This is a genomic window from Burkholderia sp. CpTa8-5, from assembly GCF_017815045.1.
Taxonomy (GTDB): Bacteria; Pseudomonadota; Gammaproteobacteria; order Burkholderiales; family Burkholderiaceae; genus Burkholderia; species Burkholderia sola.
Genome location: NZ_JAGIQD010000010.1, coordinates 63,235 through 78,853, shown reverse-complemented (window position 1 = coordinate 78,853; position 15,619 = coordinate 63,235). Strand labels below are relative to the sequence as shown.

At 70.8% G+C, this 15,619-nt stretch carries 15 protein-coding genes; 9 read left to right on the top strand and 6 right to left on the bottom strand.

The genetic code is table 11. The features are described from left to right. Positions 1 to 139 precede the first annotated feature (139 nt). Positions 140 to 886 carry a GntR family transcriptional regulator gene (locus J8I35_RS17220; protein ID WP_006489667.1) on the top strand — a complete coding sequence of 249 codons (747 nt, stop codon included), beginning with the start codon at positions 140 to 142 and terminating at the stop codon, positions 884 to 886. Between the two features lie 21 nt (positions 887 to 907). On the opposite strand, the gene J8I35_RS17215 is transcribed toward J8I35_RS17220, so the two are convergent. Continuing rightward, a complete protein-coding gene (locus tag J8I35_RS17215) occupies positions 908 to 2,299 on the bottom strand; it encodes a CoA transferase (protein ID WP_204383372.1) in 1,392 nt (463 codons plus the stop codon). A 140-nt stretch (positions 2,300 to 2,439) separates the two neighbouring features. On the opposite strand from J8I35_RS17215, the gene J8I35_RS17210 reads away from it, so the two are divergent. Next, complete coding sequence (locus J8I35_RS17210; protein ID WP_209926318.1) at positions 2,440 to 3,672, top strand: citrate/2-methylcitrate synthase; 1,233 nt, start codon at positions 2,440 to 2,442, stop codon at positions 3,670 to 3,672. On the opposite strand, the gene J8I35_RS17205 is transcribed toward J8I35_RS17210, so the two are convergent. Continuing rightward, complete coding sequence (locus J8I35_RS17205) at positions 3,645 to 3,968, bottom strand: DUF2917 domain-containing protein (RefSeq protein WP_124595613.1); 324 nt, start codon at positions 3,966 to 3,968, stop codon at positions 3,645 to 3,647. The two genes, J8I35_RS17210 and J8I35_RS17205, sit on opposite strands and share 28 nt — an antisense overlap. Positions 3,969 to 4,207: 239 nt before the next feature. Here J8I35_RS17205 and mdtD point away from each other — a divergent pair, with 239 nt between their 5' ends. Both mdtD and J8I35_RS17195 read left to right on the top strand, forming a co-directional pair. Then, positions 4,208 to 5,644, top strand: coding sequence for a multidrug transporter subunit MdtD (mdtD, locus tag J8I35_RS17200; RefSeq protein WP_124595614.1), 1,437 nt, complete (start codon positions 4,208 to 4,210; stop codon positions 5,642 to 5,644). A 168-nt stretch (positions 5,645 to 5,812) separates the two neighbouring features. Continuing rightward, positions 5,813 to 7,087 carry an EAL domain-containing protein gene (locus tag J8I35_RS17195; RefSeq protein WP_050017078.1) on the top strand — a complete coding sequence of 425 codons (1,275 nt, stop codon included), beginning with the start codon at positions 5,813 to 5,815 and terminating at the stop codon, positions 7,085 to 7,087. A gap of 19 nt (positions 7,088 to 7,106) precedes the next feature. Here J8I35_RS17195 and J8I35_RS17190 read toward each other — a convergent pair whose 3' ends face one another. Together J8I35_RS17190 and J8I35_RS17185 are read right to left on the bottom strand one after the other, a co-directional pair. Then, positions 7,107 to 7,712: a methyltransferase domain-containing protein gene (locus J8I35_RS17190; protein ID WP_209926317.1), complete on the bottom strand. Its 606-nt coding sequence runs from the start codon at positions 7,710 to 7,712 to the stop codon at positions 7,107 to 7,109. Positions 7,713 to 7,949: 237 nt separating this feature from the next. Beyond that, entirely contained in the window at positions 7,950 to 8,474 is a 525-nt protein-coding gene (locus tag J8I35_RS17185; protein WP_209926316.1) for an Mpo1-like protein, read from the bottom strand. A gap of 81 nt (positions 8,475 to 8,555) precedes the next feature. Between J8I35_RS17185 and J8I35_RS17180 the strand changes: the two genes are divergently transcribed. Together J8I35_RS17180 and chrA are read left to right on the top strand one after the other, a co-directional pair. After that, positions 8,556 to 9,263 carry a Crp/Fnr family transcriptional regulator gene (locus J8I35_RS17180; protein WP_209926315.1) on the top strand — a complete coding sequence of 236 codons (708 nt, stop codon included), beginning with the start codon at positions 8,556 to 8,558 and terminating at the stop codon, positions 9,261 to 9,263. A gap of 115 nt (positions 9,264 to 9,378) precedes the next feature. Continuing rightward, on the top strand, positions 9,379 to 10,590 hold the full coding sequence (gene chrA / locus J8I35_RS17175; RefSeq protein ID WP_209926314.1) for a chromate efflux transporter: 1,212 nt from the start codon (positions 9,379 to 9,381) through the stop codon (positions 10,588 to 10,590). A gap of 103 nt (positions 10,591 to 10,693) precedes the next feature. On the opposite strand, the gene sodB is transcribed toward chrA, so the two are convergent. Both sodB and xseA read right to left on the bottom strand, forming a co-directional pair. After that, positions 10,694 to 11,272, bottom strand: a complete 579-nt coding sequence (gene sodB, locus J8I35_RS17170; protein WP_006489396.1) for a superoxide dismutase [Fe] — start codon at positions 11,270 to 11,272, stop codon at positions 10,694 to 10,696. A gap of 227 nt (positions 11,273 to 11,499) precedes the next feature. Further along, complete coding sequence (gene xseA, locus J8I35_RS17165; protein WP_089488757.1) at positions 11,500 to 12,882, bottom strand: exodeoxyribonuclease VII large subunit; 1,383 nt, start codon at positions 12,880 to 12,882, stop codon at positions 11,500 to 11,502. A gap of 449 nt (positions 12,883 to 13,331) precedes the next feature. Here xseA and lpxK point away from each other — a divergent pair, with 449 nt between their 5' ends. The 3 genes from lpxK (at position 13,332) to kdsB (ending at position 15,451) form a co-directional block, all read left to right on the top strand. Beyond that, positions 13,332 to 14,360 (top strand): tetraacyldisaccharide 4'-kinase, encoded by a 1,029-nt coding sequence (gene lpxK / locus J8I35_RS17160; RefSeq protein WP_124557690.1) that lies wholly within the window; start codon positions 13,332 to 13,334, stop codon positions 14,358 to 14,360. Beyond that, entirely contained in the window at positions 14,341 to 14,535 is a 195-nt protein-coding gene (locus J8I35_RS17155) for a Trm112 family protein (protein WP_006482216.1), read from the top strand. Before lpxK ends, J8I35_RS17155 begins: the two co-directional genes overlap by 20 nt. A gap of 124 nt (positions 14,536 to 14,659) precedes the next feature. Next, complete coding sequence (kdsB, locus tag J8I35_RS17150; protein ID WP_050017063.1) at positions 14,660 to 15,451, top strand: 3-deoxy-manno-octulosonate cytidylyltransferase; 792 nt, start codon at positions 14,660 to 14,662, stop codon at positions 15,449 to 15,451. Positions 15,452 to 15,619 lie beyond the last annotated feature (168 nt).

Below are 15,619 nucleotides of genomic sequence, written 5' to 3'. Positions count from 1 at the left end.
CACACCGCGGCCGAAGCATCGGATACGACGCATCAGTGTAGTCAATCGGTGCGCCCCCGGCCTATTGCGCGGCAAAAACCGGCTATAACGGCGCGGCATGATGACTTAGAATGGCCGCAACCTGATCGATACCCATTGTATGAAGGCACCCACGGACGACCGCTGGCAGGACCTGCGCCCCGACCCCGACAACGATACGCCGCTCTACCTGCAGCTCGCCCGCAAGCTCGGCGATGCGATCCACGACAACCGCTGGACGGCCGGCGAGGCGCTGCCGTCCGAGCGCGTGTTGTCCGAAGCGCTCGGCGTGTCGCGCATCACCGCGCGCAAGGCGATCGCGCTGCTCGTCGAGCAGGGCCTGATCCGTCGCACGCAGGGCGCCGGCAACTTCATCCAGCCGCGCTACGAGGATCCGCTGTCGCGGCTGTCGAGCTTCAGCGAAATGCTCGAGCGCCGCGGCTTCAAGCCGAGCTCGCAGTGGCTAGCGCGCGAAATTCAGCCCGCGAACCGCGACGAAGTGATCCAGCTCGGGCTGTCGCCGGCCGCATCGGTAACACGCCTGAAACGTCTGCGTCTCGCCGACGGCATCGTGATGGCCGTCGAGAATTCGACGTTCCCCGCGACGCTGATTCCCGATCCGCAGGCGATCGTCGGCTCGCTGTACAGCTATCTCGAAGCGCGCGGCACGCCGATCGTGCGCGCGCTGCAGCATTTCCGCGCGGTCAACGCGACCGACGAGATCGCCGAGCAGATGGGCATCGCCCCGCACGACGCGCTGCTGCTGATCACGCGGATCGGCTATACGTCCGACCAGCGCGCGATCGAACTGACCGATACCTACTGCCGCAACGACTACTACGATTTCGTCGTCGAACTGCGCAAGTAACGCGACGCGCGTCGCCGGCGCTCACAGCCAGCGCGCGTCGTCGGTGCCGAGCGGCACGGGCGGCCGCGCGAACGACGGCGGCGTCGCCGACAGTCGCTCGGCCGGCCGCACGGTGTCGAGCACGCCGAACGGCGACGCGATGCGGTCGATCCGGTCGCGCACGTCGGCCAACGCGAGATCGGGCGCGTGCAACCCGTCCGGCACCGCGCCGAACGACTGCAGCCAGCGCCCCGTCTGCGCGAGCGACATCCGCACGTGCCAGCTTCCCCCTTCGCGCGCCCGCCGCGCGAGCGCGATCATCGCGCCGAACGCCGCGAGATACCCCGTTGCATGATCGAGCGCCTGGCACGGCAGATGGCGCGGCCCGCGCGCCTGCACGGCCTGCTGCTCCTGCCATGCGATTCCGCTCGCCGACTGCACGAGGCTGTCGAACCCGCGCCGCTTCGCCCATGGCCCTGCATGCCCGTACGCCGACACCGACACGTAGACGATGCCGGGCCGCCGTTCGGCCAATGCCTGCGGCGCGAAACCGCGCGCCGCGAGCGCGCCGGGCCGGTACGACTGCAGAAACACGTCCGCCTCGCGCGCGAGCGCGCGCAGCGTATCGACGCCTGCCGCGTCGCGCAGATCGATCCGCGTCGAGCGCTTGCCACGCCCGTTGTCGATCACGAGCGGCGCGATGTTCGGCAGGTGCGGACCGTTGACGAGCAGCGTCTGCGCGCCGTGGGACGCCAGCGTGCGGCCCGCGACCGGCCCCGCGATGATGCGCGTGAGATCGAGCACGCGCACACCGGCCAGCGGCTGGCCGGCTTCGCCGCGGCCGATCGGCTCGGCCGGTGCGTCGCCGATCCGCTCGATCTCGAACAGCGGCAGCGACGCGATCGCGTGCGCCTGCTCGTGCGCCGCCCATTCATCAGGGGTTCTGATCAATGCCGCGCACAGGCCGGCGTCGGCCAGCGCGGTATCGAGCGCCTCGCCGTCCCACGTACGGATCGCGGCGGCGACGTCGGCGGGCTGCGGGCCGCAGCCGAGCACGTCGAGAATGCCGTGCAAATGATGCGGGAAATTCGCGTGCAGCTGAATCCATCGTCCGTCACCCGTCTCGAAGAAGCCGGTCACCGGATGGCGCAGCTCCGGCGGCGGCCCGTCGTCCACGCGCAGGTAGCGTTCGCTGCGGAACGCCACGAGCGCGTCGCGCACCGATACGTCGACCGATTGCGCCACGCCCGTTCGCAGCCGATGGCATTCGGCTGCCGCGAGCCCGGCCGCGGCGATCGTCGCGGCAGCGAGCGTGCCGACATGAAACGTCGACGGCAGCGTCGGGTCCTGCCCCGTCACGGTCGTGCGGGCCAGCGCGTCGCGCTCGCCACGTGCGAGTTGCCAAAGATGCGCCAATGCGGATTCGGGTGTCATGGTGGAGGAGACGCCGTTGAGGAGACGGAATCGAGTCTAGAATTCGCGACAGGCGCGATCAATCTTGATTGCGCGAATCAATACATAACGAATAGTCGTAACGGGCCCGCGCTTCATGCGCGGCGACAGGAGCCACCGGCATGACATCCGTCAGTGCGCAGGAAGCCGCGGGCATGCTCGGCGTCAGCGTGAGCACGCTCTACGCGTACGTGAGCCGCGGCCTGCTGCGCTCGCTGCCCGACGGCGCGACGAAGCGCCGCCGCTACGACGCCAACGAGGTGCGCCTGCTCGCGCGCCGCCGCGCCGATGCGAAACGCGCGGGCGGTGTCGCCGAACGTTCGCTCGACTGGGGTGTGCCCGTCCTGGAATCGCGGATCACGCAGATCGCCGACGGCCGCCTGCGCTACCGCGGCGTCGATGCACTCGCGCTGGCCGACGCGGCGACGCTCGAAGAAACGGCCGCGCGGCTGTGGGACTGTCCGCCCGCGCGGCTGGCCGCCGCGTCGCTCGCTTCCGGCGGTTTCGATGCGGCGCAGTGGGACGACTGTGCGCGTCGCTGGGCGCATCTCGCACCGCTCGAACGCACGCTGGTGCTGCTGCCGGCCGCGGCCGCATCGCTGCCGCGCCTGTGGGCGCAAGGGCGCGATGCGCAGCTCGATGCCGCGGCGCTGCTGCTGCGCGTCGCGACGGCTGCGCTCGCCGGCATCGCGCCGGGCGACGCGCCCGTGCACCGCCAGCTCGCGGCCGCGTGGCGCGTGCGGCGGCGCAACGAAGCCGACCTGCTGCGGCGTGCGCTCGTGTTGTGCGCCGATCACGAACTGAATCCGTCGACCTTCGCGGTGCGCTGCATCGCATCGACCGGCACCCATCTGTTCGGTGCGATCTCGGGCGGGCTCGCGGCGCTGTCGGGGCCGCGTCACGGCGGCGAGACGTTCCGCGCGGGCACGCTGCTCGACGAAGCGGCCCGCGCCGCCGATCTCGATCGCTACCTCGCGCTGCGGCTGGCGCACGACGAACGCGCGGACGGCGGGCGCACGGCCCTGTCCGGCTTCGCGCACCCGCTGTACCCCGACGGCGACCCGCGCGCACGGGCGCTGCTCGATGCGCTGCATGCGACGGCGCCCGGCCGGCCGGCGCTGCGCGCGGCGCGCGCGCTCGCCGCACGCGTCGAAGCAGCGACGGGCCTGCGGCCGACGATCGATTTCGCGCTCGCGGTGCTGGAGCGCACGCTCGCGCTGCCCGACGGCGCGGCGTTCACGCTGTTCGCGGCCGGCCGCACGGCCGGCTGGATCGCGCACGCGCTCGAACAGTACGCGGACGGAAAGCTGATCCGGCCGCGCGCACGCTACGTCGGCAGCGACGCGGCCGGGTGACGCCGGCCGTCGCGCCATGCGGCGAACGGGCGCCACCACGCGGGCGCGGTGCGCACGGCCGGCACCGCCAGCGGCCCGAACGCGAACGTCGCGCCGCGCGGCCCGGCGCTGACCCACGCGCGCGTGCCGGGCAGCAACGTCAACGATTCGCCCGCGCCCAGCCAGTGATCGTCTGGCCGGCCCTCGACGGTCACCCACACGTCGCCTTCGGCCACTTCGAGCAGCGTACGATCGACGATCCGCCACCGTCCGGCCGGCTCGTCGCCGTCCATTACGTAAAGTCGCAGTTCGCGCATCGCAGCCTCCTGGTCGCACCGGTTCGATGACACCAGTATTTCGGAGAGCGGCCGCACCCGGACAGATACGGCCGCGAACAGTTCCGGCTGAACTGTACTGGCCGCCCGACGGGGACAGGCAGCCGGCCGCCGCGCCCGCCCGGTCCGGCCGGAACCGCACGACATACCGCGCAGAATCTGCAAGGCGCGGCGGCTTTCCCTACAATGTCGGCTGTCCCGCGCCACCGCCCCCCGCCGTCATGTTCCAAAGCCCGCCCGCCGCCGCTCCCGGCGAAAAGAACCTCACCGTGATGCTCTGGCTCGTTGCGACGGGCTTCTTCATGCAGACGCTCGACGCGACGATCGTCAACACGGCGCTGCCGTCGATGGCCGCGAGCCTCGGCGAATCGCCGCTGCGGATGCAATCGGTCGTGATCGCGTACTCGCTGACGATGGCGGTGATGATCCCCGTGTCGGGCTGGCTCGCCGATACGTTCGGCACGCGGCGCGTGTTCTTCAGCGCGATCCTGGTGTTCTCGCTCGGCTCGCTGCTGTGCGCGAACGCGCATACGCTGACGCAGCTCGTCGCGTTCCGCGTCGTGCAGGGCGTCGGCGGCGCGATGCTGCTGCCGGTCGGGCGGCTCGCGGTGCTGCGCACGTTCCCGGCCGAACGCTACCTGCCCGCGCTGTCGTTCGTCGCGATTCCGGGCCTGATCGGCCCGCTGATCGGGCCGACGCTCGGCGGCTGGCTCGTGAAGATCGCGTCGTGGCACTGGATCTTCCTGATCAACGTGCCGGTCGGCGTCGCGGGCTGCATCGCGACCTTCTATTCGATGCCCGACTCGCGCAACCCGGCCGCCGGCCGCTTCGACCTGAAGGGCTATCTGCTGCTGACGATCGGGATGGTCGCGATCTCGCTGTCGCTCGACGGGCTCGCCGATCTCGGCATGCAGCACGCGGCCGTACTGGTGCTGCTGATCCTGAGCCTCGCGTGCTTCGTCGCGTACGGGCTGTACGCGGTGCGCGCGCCGCAGCCGATCTTCTCGCTCGAGCTGTTCAAGATCCACACGTTCAGCGTCGGGCTGCTCGGCAACCTGTTCGCGCGGATCGGCAGCGGCGCGATGCCGTACCTGATCCCGCTGCTGCTGCAGGTGAGCCTCGGCTACTCGGCGTTCGAGGCCGGGCTGATGATGCTGCCGGTCGCGGCAGCCGGCATGTTCTCGAAGCGGATCATCACGCGGCTGATCACGCAGCACGGCTATCGCAAGGTGCTGCTCGCGAACACGATCATGGTCGGCGTGATGATGGCGAGCTTCGCGCTGATGCGCGACACGGTGCCGGTGTGGGTGAAGGTCGTGCATCTCGCGCTGTTCGGCGGCTTCAACTCGATGCAGTTCACCGCGATGAATACGCTGACGCTGAAGGATCTCGGCACCGGCGGCGCGAGCAGCGGCAACAGCCTGTTCTCGCTCGTGCAGATGCTGTCGATGAGCCTCGGCGTCACGGTCGCCGGCGCGCTGCTCGCGACGTTCACCGGCATGCTGCGCACCGTGACGCCGAGCAACACGCTGCCGGCGTTCCATGCGACGTTCATCTGCGTCGGGATCATCACGGCCGCGTCCGCGTGGATCTTCGCGCAGCTCGCGCCCGAGATCCGCAGCACCGCGCGCAAGACCGACCCGTCCGAGCGCGCGTGACCGGCGGCGCGCGCCGAATCGGGCCCGCGCGCACCATCGCGGTGCAACGCGGCCCGGCACGCGTGCGCGTATCGACCGCGACCGGCGGCCGCACGTGGCGCCCTGCCGTGCATGCTTCTTGCTCGCCTATTCTGTAGGTAAACTGGCAGTCTTCCTTCGGCCGACATCATGAGCATGATCGAAATCGATCCCCCCGGCTTTCAGCCGCCCCGCCCGGTCGCCGGCGACGACGGGAACCGGCGCACCGTGCTGTACGGCGGCTACACCGTGTTCAGCGTGTTCCAGCCCGTTTTCTCGGTGTCGCACCGGCGCGCGATCGGCTATCACGCGTCGCTGCGCGCGCACGACGAGGAAAGCCGCCAGGTCGCGTCGCACGAGGTATTCACGCAGGCGGCGCGGCGCGGCGACCTGCTCGAGCTCGGCCGGCTCGCCGAATCGTTGCATCTCGGTAACTTCCACGCGTTCGACAGCCACGACGAATGGCTCTTCCTGAGCCTGCATCCGGCCGCGCTGATGGACACCGTCTACGGCGACGCGCTGCTCGCGAACCTGAAGGCGCTCGGGCTGCCGCCGCACCGCGTGGTGCTCGAGGTGCCCGAGCAGGCCGGCGGCGAGACGCCGCGCTATGCGGCGATCATCGACGGGCTGCGCAAGGCCGGCTTCCTGATCGCGCTCGTCGGGTTCGGCGCGAAGCACTCGAACGTCGATCGCGTGTGGCATCTGCATCCCGACATCGTCACGCTCGACCGCGGCATCCTCGCGCAGGCGAGCGAGCACTCGCATCTCGAACGCGTGCTGCCGGGGCTCGTGTCGCTGCTGCACGAATCCGGCCAGCTCGTGCTGATGGGCGGCCTCTCGACCGAACGCGACGCGCTGATCGCGCTCGAATGCGACGTCGATTTCGTGCAGGGCCAGTACTTCGCGGGGCCGAGCGTCGATCCCGTGCAGCCGCAGGCCGCCGCGGGCTGCATGGATACGCTGTCGGCCGCGCTGCGGCTGCGCGTCGCGCAGCGCGAGCGCACGCAGTCGGAACGGCTCGCGCCGTACGTCGCCGCACTCGAGGAAGCGAGCCGCCGGCTCGGCGCGGGCGAATCGCTCACCGATGCGGCCACCGCCGTGCTCGGGCTGCCCGAGACCGCGCGCTGCTTCCTGCTCGACGCGTCGGGCCGCCAGATCGGCGACAACGTGCTCGCGCGCGGCAGCGTGTCGCAACGCGCGAAGCGCTTCCGGCCGCTGCTGCATTCCGAAGGCGCGAGCTGGGAACGCCGCCCGTATTTCATCGACGCGATGCGCGCGCCGGGCCGCGTGCACCTGACGCCGCCCTACCTGTCGATCAACGAGGCGCACCTGTGCGTGACCGCGTCGATCGCCGCGCCGGCCGCGACCGGCATGCAGGTGCTCTGCGTCGACATCAACTGGGAAGCGGCGCTCAGCCGCGAGTAAGCGCGCCGGCGCGCCGCGTTCACGCGTCGCCGGCCGCCTTGCGCACGATCAGCCGGTGCACGCGCTTGCCGGACGACGCGCTGACGACTTCGTGTTCGTCGATCACCTGCACGCCGGCGCCCAGCGCCGCATGCATCCGCGCCGAGTCGAGCGGCGTATAGAGGCGGCCGCGCTCGTCGCGCAACACGCCGTGTCCGGCCACCCGCCAGCTCAGGTACAACGTGCCGCCCGGCATCAGCAGATCGGCCAGCCGCGCGGCAGCCGCCGCTGCGTCCGCCTGTTCGAGATGCATGACGACCGTTTCGCACAGCACGTTGCGAAACGCGCCGGACGGTACGCCGGCCAGCGCCGGCAGCGCGGTCAGCTCGAAAGTCAGCCCGCGATGGCGACGCCGCGCCTCGTCGAGCAGCGCGGCGCTCGCGTCGTAGCCGCGCACGTCGAAGCCGCGCGACGCGAGCCAGGCCGTGTCGCGCCCCGCCCCACAGCCGACGTCGGCGGTCGGTCCCGGCGTGAAATGCTGTTCGAGCAGCGCGTACATGTCGTCGGGCGCGGCCTGGTCGAGCCAGTCCTGCGCGTATTGCGCGGCATGGGTGTCGTAGGCATCGAGAGTCGGGCGATCCGCCATGGCGAGTGCTCCGCAAGGGCGTCGGATGACGCACTCCGCATCTTAGTCGCTGCGCGCGGCCCGCGCCGACCGGGTTCGCGCGACGCCGGTCTACGGGGCCGGCACGTGGCCCGCACGCGGCGCCTGCGCGGTCAGATCGGCCCACCGCGCATCGCCGCGCCAAGCCCGACGCGCCGTCGCGCGTTCGGCGTCGTGGACGCGCCCGCGCCGAACACGCAGACCGGCCCGGCCGGCCCGTCAGACATGCGAATGCGCACCGCCATGCACGGGACCGGCGCGCCGCTCGACTTCGCGGCGCACGTCGCCGCGCAGTCCCGCGAAGAACGCGACCTCGGCGACGACGAACAACGGCCCGACGATCAGGCCGACCAGATCGTCGACGAATGCCGGCTTGCGGCCTTCGAACCAGTGCCCGACGAACTGCACGATCCAGCCGACGACGAACGCGCCGACGCCGATCGCGAGCCATTGCGCGGTCGGCAGCGGCGCCAGCGACTGCGCGGCCCACAGGCCGAGCGCGAGCAGCACGGTCATCACGATCCCGAACCGCAGGTCGAGACGCAGGTAGAACAGCGCGGACAAGACGGCGAGCAGCAGCGCCGGCGACAGCGCGATGCCGGCCAGCATCCCGAGCGCCGGCCGCGACAGCAGCACCTCGACCGCGAACACGATCATCGGGATGCCGATCAGATGCGTCGCGATGTTGCGCGCGTCGCGATGGTAGGCCGCATACTGGGAAAGATGGTCTTCGAGGGTCTTCATCGCGTCTCCTGATCGGTTGTTGAGCGCTATGATGCGCGTCACGCCCGAGAACCTCTGTCAGCTACCCGACATCGCGTGCCCATGCCTGCCTCGCTCGCCCCATACCTGCCGCAGCTCGAATCGAACCCGTGGTTCGCCGCGCTGCCGCCCGCGTTGCGCGCGGAGCTGATCGCCCGCGCGACGCTGCGCCGGCTGCCGTCCGGCCACGCGCTGTTCCGGCGCGGCGACCCGCCGTGCGGACTGTACGCGGTCCTGGCCGGTTCACTCACGATAGGTGCGGTCGATCCGCAGGGCAAGGAGACGCTGCTGACGGTGGCCGAGCCCGTCACGTGGTTCGGCGAGATCGCGTTGTTCGACGGCCAGCCGCGCACGCACGACGCGATCGCGCTCGACGACGCGCTGCTGCTGCACGTGCCGCAGGCCGGGCTGCTCGCGATCCTCGAGACGACGCCGCAATACTGGCGGCAGTTCGCGCTGCTGATGGCGCAAAAGCTGCGCCTGAGCTTCCTGACCGTCGAATCGATGAGCGTGATGCCGGCCGCGCAGCGGCTCGCCGCGCGGCTGCTGATGATCGCCGAAGGCTACGGCGGCATCAGCGCCGGGCGCACGCACATCCGGCTGTCGCAGGAAACGCTCGCGTCGATGCTGTCGCTGACGCGGCAGACCACCAACCAGTTGCTGAAGGCGCTGCAGGCGGATGGCGTCGTGCGGCTGCACGTCGGCGAGATCGAACTCGTGGACATCGACGCATTGCGCCGCGCGAGCGGGCTCGGCGACGGCCCGTACTGAACGACGCGCAACGACATCTATCGGCCGCGATTGGCCGCGATTGGCGCCATGCGCTGCCCGCGGCCGCCGAGTTGCGCTATCGTGGCAACTCGTTCCGTCCGCCGCGCGCACCGCCTTGAACACGTCGACCGTCCCCGCCTCCGCCCGCCATCCGTGGCCCGTCTTCATCGCATTCCTGCGGCTCGGCCTCACGTCGTTCGGCGGCCCGGTCGCGCATCTCGGCTACTTTCGCGCGGAATTCGTCACGCGGCGCGGCTGGCTCACCGAGCGCACCTATGCCGATCTCGTCGGGCTGTGCCAGTTCCTGCCGGGGCCCGCGAGCAGCCAGGTCGGGATGGCGATCGGTCTCGCGCGTGCAGGCTATGCGGGCATGTTCGCCGCGTGGCTCGGTTTCACGCTGCCGTCGGCGCTGCTGATGATGCTGTTCGCGCTCGGCGTTCACGCAACGGGCGCGCCGATCGAAGCCGGCGCGTTGCACGGGCTGCGCATCGTGTCGGTCGCGGTGATCGCGCAGGCCGTGTGGGGCATGGCGCGCACGCTGTGCCCGGATGCGCGGCGCGTCACGCTGATGGCCGCGGCCGCGTGCGTCGCGCTGCTCGCGCCGGCTGCGTGGATGCAGGTCGCGGTGATCGTCGTGGCCGGCGCGGCCGGTCTCGTGCTGCTGCCGCAACCGGCACGCGATGCACACGAACCGTTGCCGCTGCACGTGTCGCGCCACGCGGGCGTGCTGTGGCTCGCGTTGTTCGCGGCGCTGCTCGTCGCGCTGCCGTCCGCAGCCCGTGCGCTGCGCTCGGATTCGCTCGCTGTCGTCGACGCATTCTTCCGCACGGGTGCGCTTGTGTTCGGCGGCGGCCATGTGGTGCTGCCGCTGCTGCAGGCGGCCGTGGTCGCACCCGGCTGGGTCGGCGATTCGGCGTTTCTCGCCGGATATGGCGTCGCGCAGGCCGTGCCGGGGCCGCTGTTCACGTTCGCGGCCTTCCTCGGTGCGTCGCTGCGCGATGCGCCGAACGGCTGGCTCGGCGGCACGCTCGCACTCGTGTCGATCTTCGCGCCGTCGTTCCTGCTCATCGCCGGCACCGCGCCGTTCTGGGAGCGCCTGCGCCGCAGCGCGCACATGCAGGCCGCGCTTGCCGGCGTGAACGCGGCCGTCGTCGGGCTGCTGCTCGCCGCGCTCTACCACCCGGTCTGGACCGACACGATCGTCGCGCCGCGCGACCTGGCCGCCGCGCTGGTCGCCTTCGTCGCGCTGGTATTCTGGCGCGTGCCGCCGTGGGCCGTCGTGATCGCGAGCGCGGCGCTCGGCTGGATGCTCGGCATGGCCGGCTGAGCCAGCGAACGCCGCACGTTCGGGCCGCGCAAAAAACAAAAAGCCCTCGAAACGAGGGCTTTGCTTCGATGCCGCGCGCCGTGGCGGCGCGCAGGCGCCGGACTTACGCGAAGTTCTTCGCGGCGAAGTCCCAGTTCACGATGTTCCAGAACGCTTCGACGAACTTCGGACGCGCGTTGCGGTAGTCGATGTAGTACGCGTGTTCCCACACGTCGATCGTCAGCAGCGCCTTGTCGGCGGTCGTCAGCGGCGTGGCGGCGTTGCTCGTCGACACGATGTCGAGCGAACCGTCGGCCTTCTTCACGAGCCATGCCCAGCCCGAACCGAACGTGCCGACCGCGGCCTTCGTGAACGCTTCCTTGAATGCGTCGTACGAACCCCACTTCGCGTTGATCGCATCGCCCAGCGCGCCCGTCGGTGCGCCGCCGCCGTTCGGCGACAGGCTGTTCCAGAAGAACGTGTGGTTCCAGATTTGCGCGGCGTTGTTGAAGATGCCGCCCGACGACTTCTTCACGATCTCTTCCAGCGGCAGGTTTTCGAATTCCGTGCCCGGGATCAGATTGTTCAGGTTCGTCACATAAGCCTGATGGTGCTTGCCGTAGTGGTACTCGATCGTCTCTTTCGAGATGGTCGGCGCGAGTGCGTCTTCAGCGTACGGGAGCGGCGGGAGCGTATGAGCCATGGCGATTCCTTCGTTGAGTATGTAGGGAGGCTGTGTTGGATGCTGCCGAGCGTCCGATTGTAGGCGAGGACGAATAACCCCGCAAACTCACGGGCCATTTATCCGCGGTATGCGGAAAAGCGCTGCTGGCGCAACGCCGGGCAGGACGAGCCCGACGATGCGCAGCATCCGTTCCCGCCGCGATGCGCGTGTTGCGACGACACGCGTTTCGCTTGGCACCCGTTACGTCAGATCGTATCCGTCAGCCGTGGCTGCACGTCGGCGAGCGACACGTCGGCCGAGCCTTCGGCGAGATGCACGGTCAGGCGCCGCTGCGGCTTCAGCGCGTTCGGTGCGCGCACCGCGCGGCCCGTCTGCGCATCGATCAGCGCCGCATAGCCGCGCTCGAGCGTGCGCTGCGGGCTCAGCACCTCGAGCCGTGCCGCACAGGCCGACACACGCGCGGTGTCGCGTTCGTGACGGCGCTGCACCGCGCTCGCGAGACGTTGCGACAGCCCGGCGAGCGCGTGGCGCGCCTGGGACGGATCGGGCCGCGCGCGCTGCCAGCGCAGTTGCGCGAGCGCGAAACGCGCACGTGCATCGCGCACCGGCCGCGATGCCGCGGACGCGAGCCGCACCGCGAGCTGCTCGACGTGCGTGCGCTGCCGCTGCAGCCGCTCGGCCGGGCTCACGAGCCGCCGCGCAAGCCAGTCGAGCTGCTGCGCGCGCTGTTCGAGCCGGCGCGCCATGCCGCGCGCGAGCGCGCGCTGGCGCTCGTCGACCTCGCGCAGCAGCAGCGCGCGCTGCGGGCTCGCGAGTTCGGCCGCGCCAGTGGGCGTCGGCGCGCGCAGGTCGGCCGCGAAGTCCGCGATCGTGAAATCGGTTTCGTGCCCGACGCCGCTGACGACCGGCAGCTCGCTCGCTGCGATCGCGCGCGCCAGCGCCTCGTCGTTGAACGACCACAGATCCTCGATCGAGCCGCCGCCGCGACACACCAGCAGCACGTCGACCTCGCGCCGCGCGTTCGCGGTCGCAACTGCGGCGACGAGCTTTTCGGCGGAGCCGGCGCCCTGCACGGGGGCCGGATAGACGATCACCGGAATGTGCGGCGCGCGGCGGGCGAGCGTGGTCAGCACGTCGCGCAATGCGGCGGCCTGCAGCGACGTGACGATGCCGATCGCGCGCGGATGGGCCGGCAGCGGCCGCTTGCGCTCGGCGGCGAACAGGCCCTCGCCTTCGAGCTGCGCCTTCAGCCGCAGGAACGCTTCGTACAGGCGCCCCTGCCCGGTGCGCCGCACGGCTTCGACGTTGAGCTGCACCTCGCCGCGCGGCTCGTACATCGTGACGACCGCGCGCACCTCGATGCGGTCGCCTTCGCGCGGCGTGAATTCCGCGTACTGCGCGCGGCCGCGGAACATCACGCAGCGCATCTGCGCCTGCTGGTCCTTGATCGAGAAATACCAGTGGCCGCTCGCGGCGCGCGTGAAATTCGACACTTCGCCGGCAATCCACAGCAGCGGAAACGAACGCTCGAGCATCGTCGAGATCGCACGATTGAGCGCCGAAACGGGAATCACTTCGTCGCCGCCGCGCGTGGCGCCGGGTGCGGAAAAAGGAGAATCGGAAAGCATGGGCGGTCGGATGAATGCTGGCGGCGTCACGATAGTCCGACGCGCGCGCGGCGTCCAGCGCCGCCGCATTCGCCACCGTGCGCGGAAGGTGTCCACACTCTGGCATTCGTCCGCGTAAAACGCCCGGAAACCGCGAAAAAAGCCAGACGATTCTTCGCAACACGTTGATTTTTATAATCTTTTAAACCTTTCGAAATGATTCTCATCCGATTCGATGCCCGCCGGGCGGGCGTTTGACACGATCGACCGGCGAGTTTTTCACAGAGTTATCCACAGGCCGTCGCGATCCGGCCCCGCGCGCCGCGGCGGCCGGTCGCGCTTGCCGCGCCGGCGTGCGGCGCGCTAGAGTGCCGCCTTCCACGGACCCCGCGGCATGCGCCGCCCAATGGAGAACCCGCCTTGACGAATCCGTCCCTCGCCGCGGCGCCCGACGCGCCGCGCCCGGCCCGATGAGCGCGCCCGGCGGCCCGCTCGCGCGACTCGAAGCGCGCCTGACGCGCGAATGGCAGCGGCGCGGCGCGCTCGCGTGGGCGCTCACGCCGTTCGCCTGCGTGTTCGGCCTGGGCGCGGCGCTGCGGCGCACCGCTTACGCGCAAGGCTGGAAGCAGCCGGTCGACGTCGGCGTGCCGGTCGTCGTGGTCGGCAACGTGACCGTCGGCGGCACCGGCAAGACGCCGACCGTGATCGCGCTCGTCGACGCGCTGCGCGCGGCCGGCTTCACGCCCGGCGTCGTGTCGCGCGGCTACGGCGCGAACGTGAAGGCGCCGACGGCCGTCACGCCGGCGTCGCGCCCGGGCGCGGCCGGCGACGAACCGCTGCTGATCGCGCGCCGCACCGGCGCGCCCGTGTGGGTGTGCCCCGACCGCGTCGCGGCCGCGCAGGCGCTGCGCGCCGCGCATCCGGACGTCGACGTGATCGTCAGCGACGACGGCCTGCAGCACTACCGCCTCGCGCGCACCGTCGAGCTCGTCGTATTCGACCACCGGCTCGGCGGCAACGGCTTCCTGCTGCCGGCCGGCCCGCTGCGCGAGCCGCTGTCGCGGCATCGCGACGCGACGCTCGTCAACGATCCGTACAGCGGCGCGCTGCCGCCGTGGCCCGACACCTACGCGCTCGCGCTGACGCCGGGCGCCGCATGGCACCTCGACCAGCCCGCGCTGCGCCGCCCGCTGTCGCAATTCGCGAACGAACGCGTGCTCGCCGCGGCCGGCATCGGCGCGCCGGAACGCTTCTTCGCGACGCTGCGCGCGGCCGGCCTCTCGCCGGCGACCCGCGCGCTGCCCGACCATTACGCGTTCGCCGACAATCCGTTCGTCGACGATGCCGTCGATGCGATCCTGATCACCGAGAAGGATGCAGTAAAATTGGGCGCTTCCTGGCGCGACGCCCGACTGTGGGTAGTCCCCGTCGAAGCCGCGCTCGACCCTCGCCTCATTGCCCTCGTTGTGGAGAAACTCCGTGGACGCTCGCCTGCTTGAAATCATTGTGTGCCCTATCTGCAAAGGCCCGCTCCACTACGACCGTGCCGCGCAGGAGCTGATCTGCAACGCGGACAAGCTCGCGTACCCGATCCGCGACGGCATCCCGGTGATGCTCGTCGACGAAGCGCGCCAGACCGTCGAAGGCACGCCGGTCGATCCGGCCGGCCGCTGAACCGCCGCGCCGCTCGCCCGGCGCACCGATTCGACACTGGCGGCCCGGCCCCGGCCGGGTCGCCGCCCTCCGCCGGGCGACCGGCTTCCGGCGTCGCCCACCCCGTCCTTCCCAGCGCTCCCCGATGACTCAGCCGCAACCCTTCATCGCCGTCATTCCCGCCCGGCTCGCGTCGACGCGGCTCCCGAACAAGCCGCTCGCCGATCTCGGCGGCAAGCCGATGGTCGTGCGTGTCGCCGAACGCGCGCGCGAAGCGGGCGCGCAGCAGGTGCTCGTCGCATCCGATGCGCAGAGCGTGCTCGACGCGGCGCGCGATCACGGCTTCGAAGCGGTGCTCACCCGCGCCGATCATCCGTCCGGCACCGACCGGCTCGCGGAAGTCGCGGCGGCCTTCGGCTGGCGCGACGACACCGTCGTCGTCAACGTGCAAGGCGACGAACCGCTGATCGACCCCGCGCTCGTCCGCGACGTAGCGTCGCACCTGGCCGCCCATCCGGCGTGCGCGATCGCGACCGCAGCCCATCCGATCCACGACGCGGCCGACGTGTTCAACCCGAACGTCGTGAAGGTCGCGCTCGACGCGCAGAGCGTCGCGCTGTACTTCTCGCGCGCGCCGATTCCGTGGAGCCGCGACGCGTACCAGCCGCACTGGCCCGACGTCTCGGCCATGCCAGCACCGGCTTTCCCGGTCTACCGGCACATCGGCCTCTATGCGTATCGCGCGCGTTTCCTGCGCACCTATCCGTCGCTCGCGCAGGCGCCGATCGAACAGGCCGAGCAGCTCGAACAGCTGCGCGCGCTGTGGCACGGCGAGCGCATCGCAGTGCTGATCACCGAGTCCGCGCCCGAAGCCGGCATCGACACGCCGGCCGATCTCGCGCGCGTGCAGGCCCTTTTTCAGCCGGGTTCAAAATAACCCGTGGCATAATCAGGCGATTGTGCGAGCCGTCCGCGACCAGCGCGTCCTCGCTTGACCCCGCCCGTGGCCCTGCCGGCAGCCGCGCGTCGCTCGAACCGACGCGCCGCATCAGACCGGTCCGCCACGCGCCGTGCAAGCCCCGCGCCCGCCGTCGCCGACGCCTTC

What these genes read in the sequence shown, in the direction of transcription:
- J8I35_RS17220 (WP_006489667.1), top strand. Translation starts at nt 140, where the DNA reads ATGAAGGCACCCACGGACGACCGCTGGCAGGACCTGCGCCCCGACCCC.
- J8I35_RS17215 (WP_204383372.1), bottom strand. Translation starts at nt 2,299, where the DNA reads ATGACACCCGAATCCGCATTGGCGCATCTTTGGCAACTCGCACGTGGC.
- J8I35_RS17210 (WP_209926318.1), top strand. Translation starts at nt 2,440, where the DNA reads ATGACATCCGTCAGTGCGCAGGAAGCCGCGGGCATGCTCGGCGTCAGC.
- J8I35_RS17205 (WP_124595613.1), bottom strand. Translation starts at nt 3,968, where the DNA reads ATGCGCGAACTGCGACTTTACGTAATGGACGGCGACGAGCCGGCCGGA.
- mdtD (WP_124595614.1), top strand. Translation starts at nt 4,208, where the DNA reads ATGTTCCAAAGCCCGCCCGCCGCCGCTCCCGGCGAAAAGAACCTCACC.
- J8I35_RS17195 (WP_050017078.1), top strand. Translation starts at nt 5,813, where the DNA reads ATGAGCATGATCGAAATCGATCCCCCCGGCTTTCAGCCGCCCCGCCCG.
- J8I35_RS17190 (WP_209926317.1), bottom strand. Translation starts at nt 7,712, where the DNA reads ATGGCGGATCGCCCGACTCTCGATGCCTACGACACCCATGCCGCGCAA.
- J8I35_RS17185 (WP_209926316.1), bottom strand. Translation starts at nt 8,474, where the DNA reads ATGAAGACCCTCGAAGACCATCTTTCCCAGTATGCGGCCTACCATCGC.
- J8I35_RS17180 (WP_209926315.1), top strand. Translation starts at nt 8,556, where the DNA reads ATGCCTGCCTCGCTCGCCCCATACCTGCCGCAGCTCGAATCGAACCCG.
- sodB (WP_006489396.1), bottom strand. Translation starts at nt 11,272, where the DNA reads ATGGCTCATACGCTCCCGCCGCTCCCGTACGCTGAAGACGCACTCGCG.
- xseA (WP_089488757.1), bottom strand. Translation starts at nt 12,882, where the DNA reads ATGCTTTCCGATTCTCCTTTTTCCGCACCCGGCGCCACGCGCGGCGGC.
- lpxK (WP_124557690.1), top strand. Translation starts at nt 13,332, where the DNA reads ATGAGCGCGCCCGGCGGCCCGCTCGCGCGACTCGAAGCGCGCCTGACG.
- kdsB (WP_050017063.1), top strand. Translation starts at nt 14,660, where the DNA reads ATGACTCAGCCGCAACCCTTCATCGCCGTCATTCCCGCCCGGCTCGCG.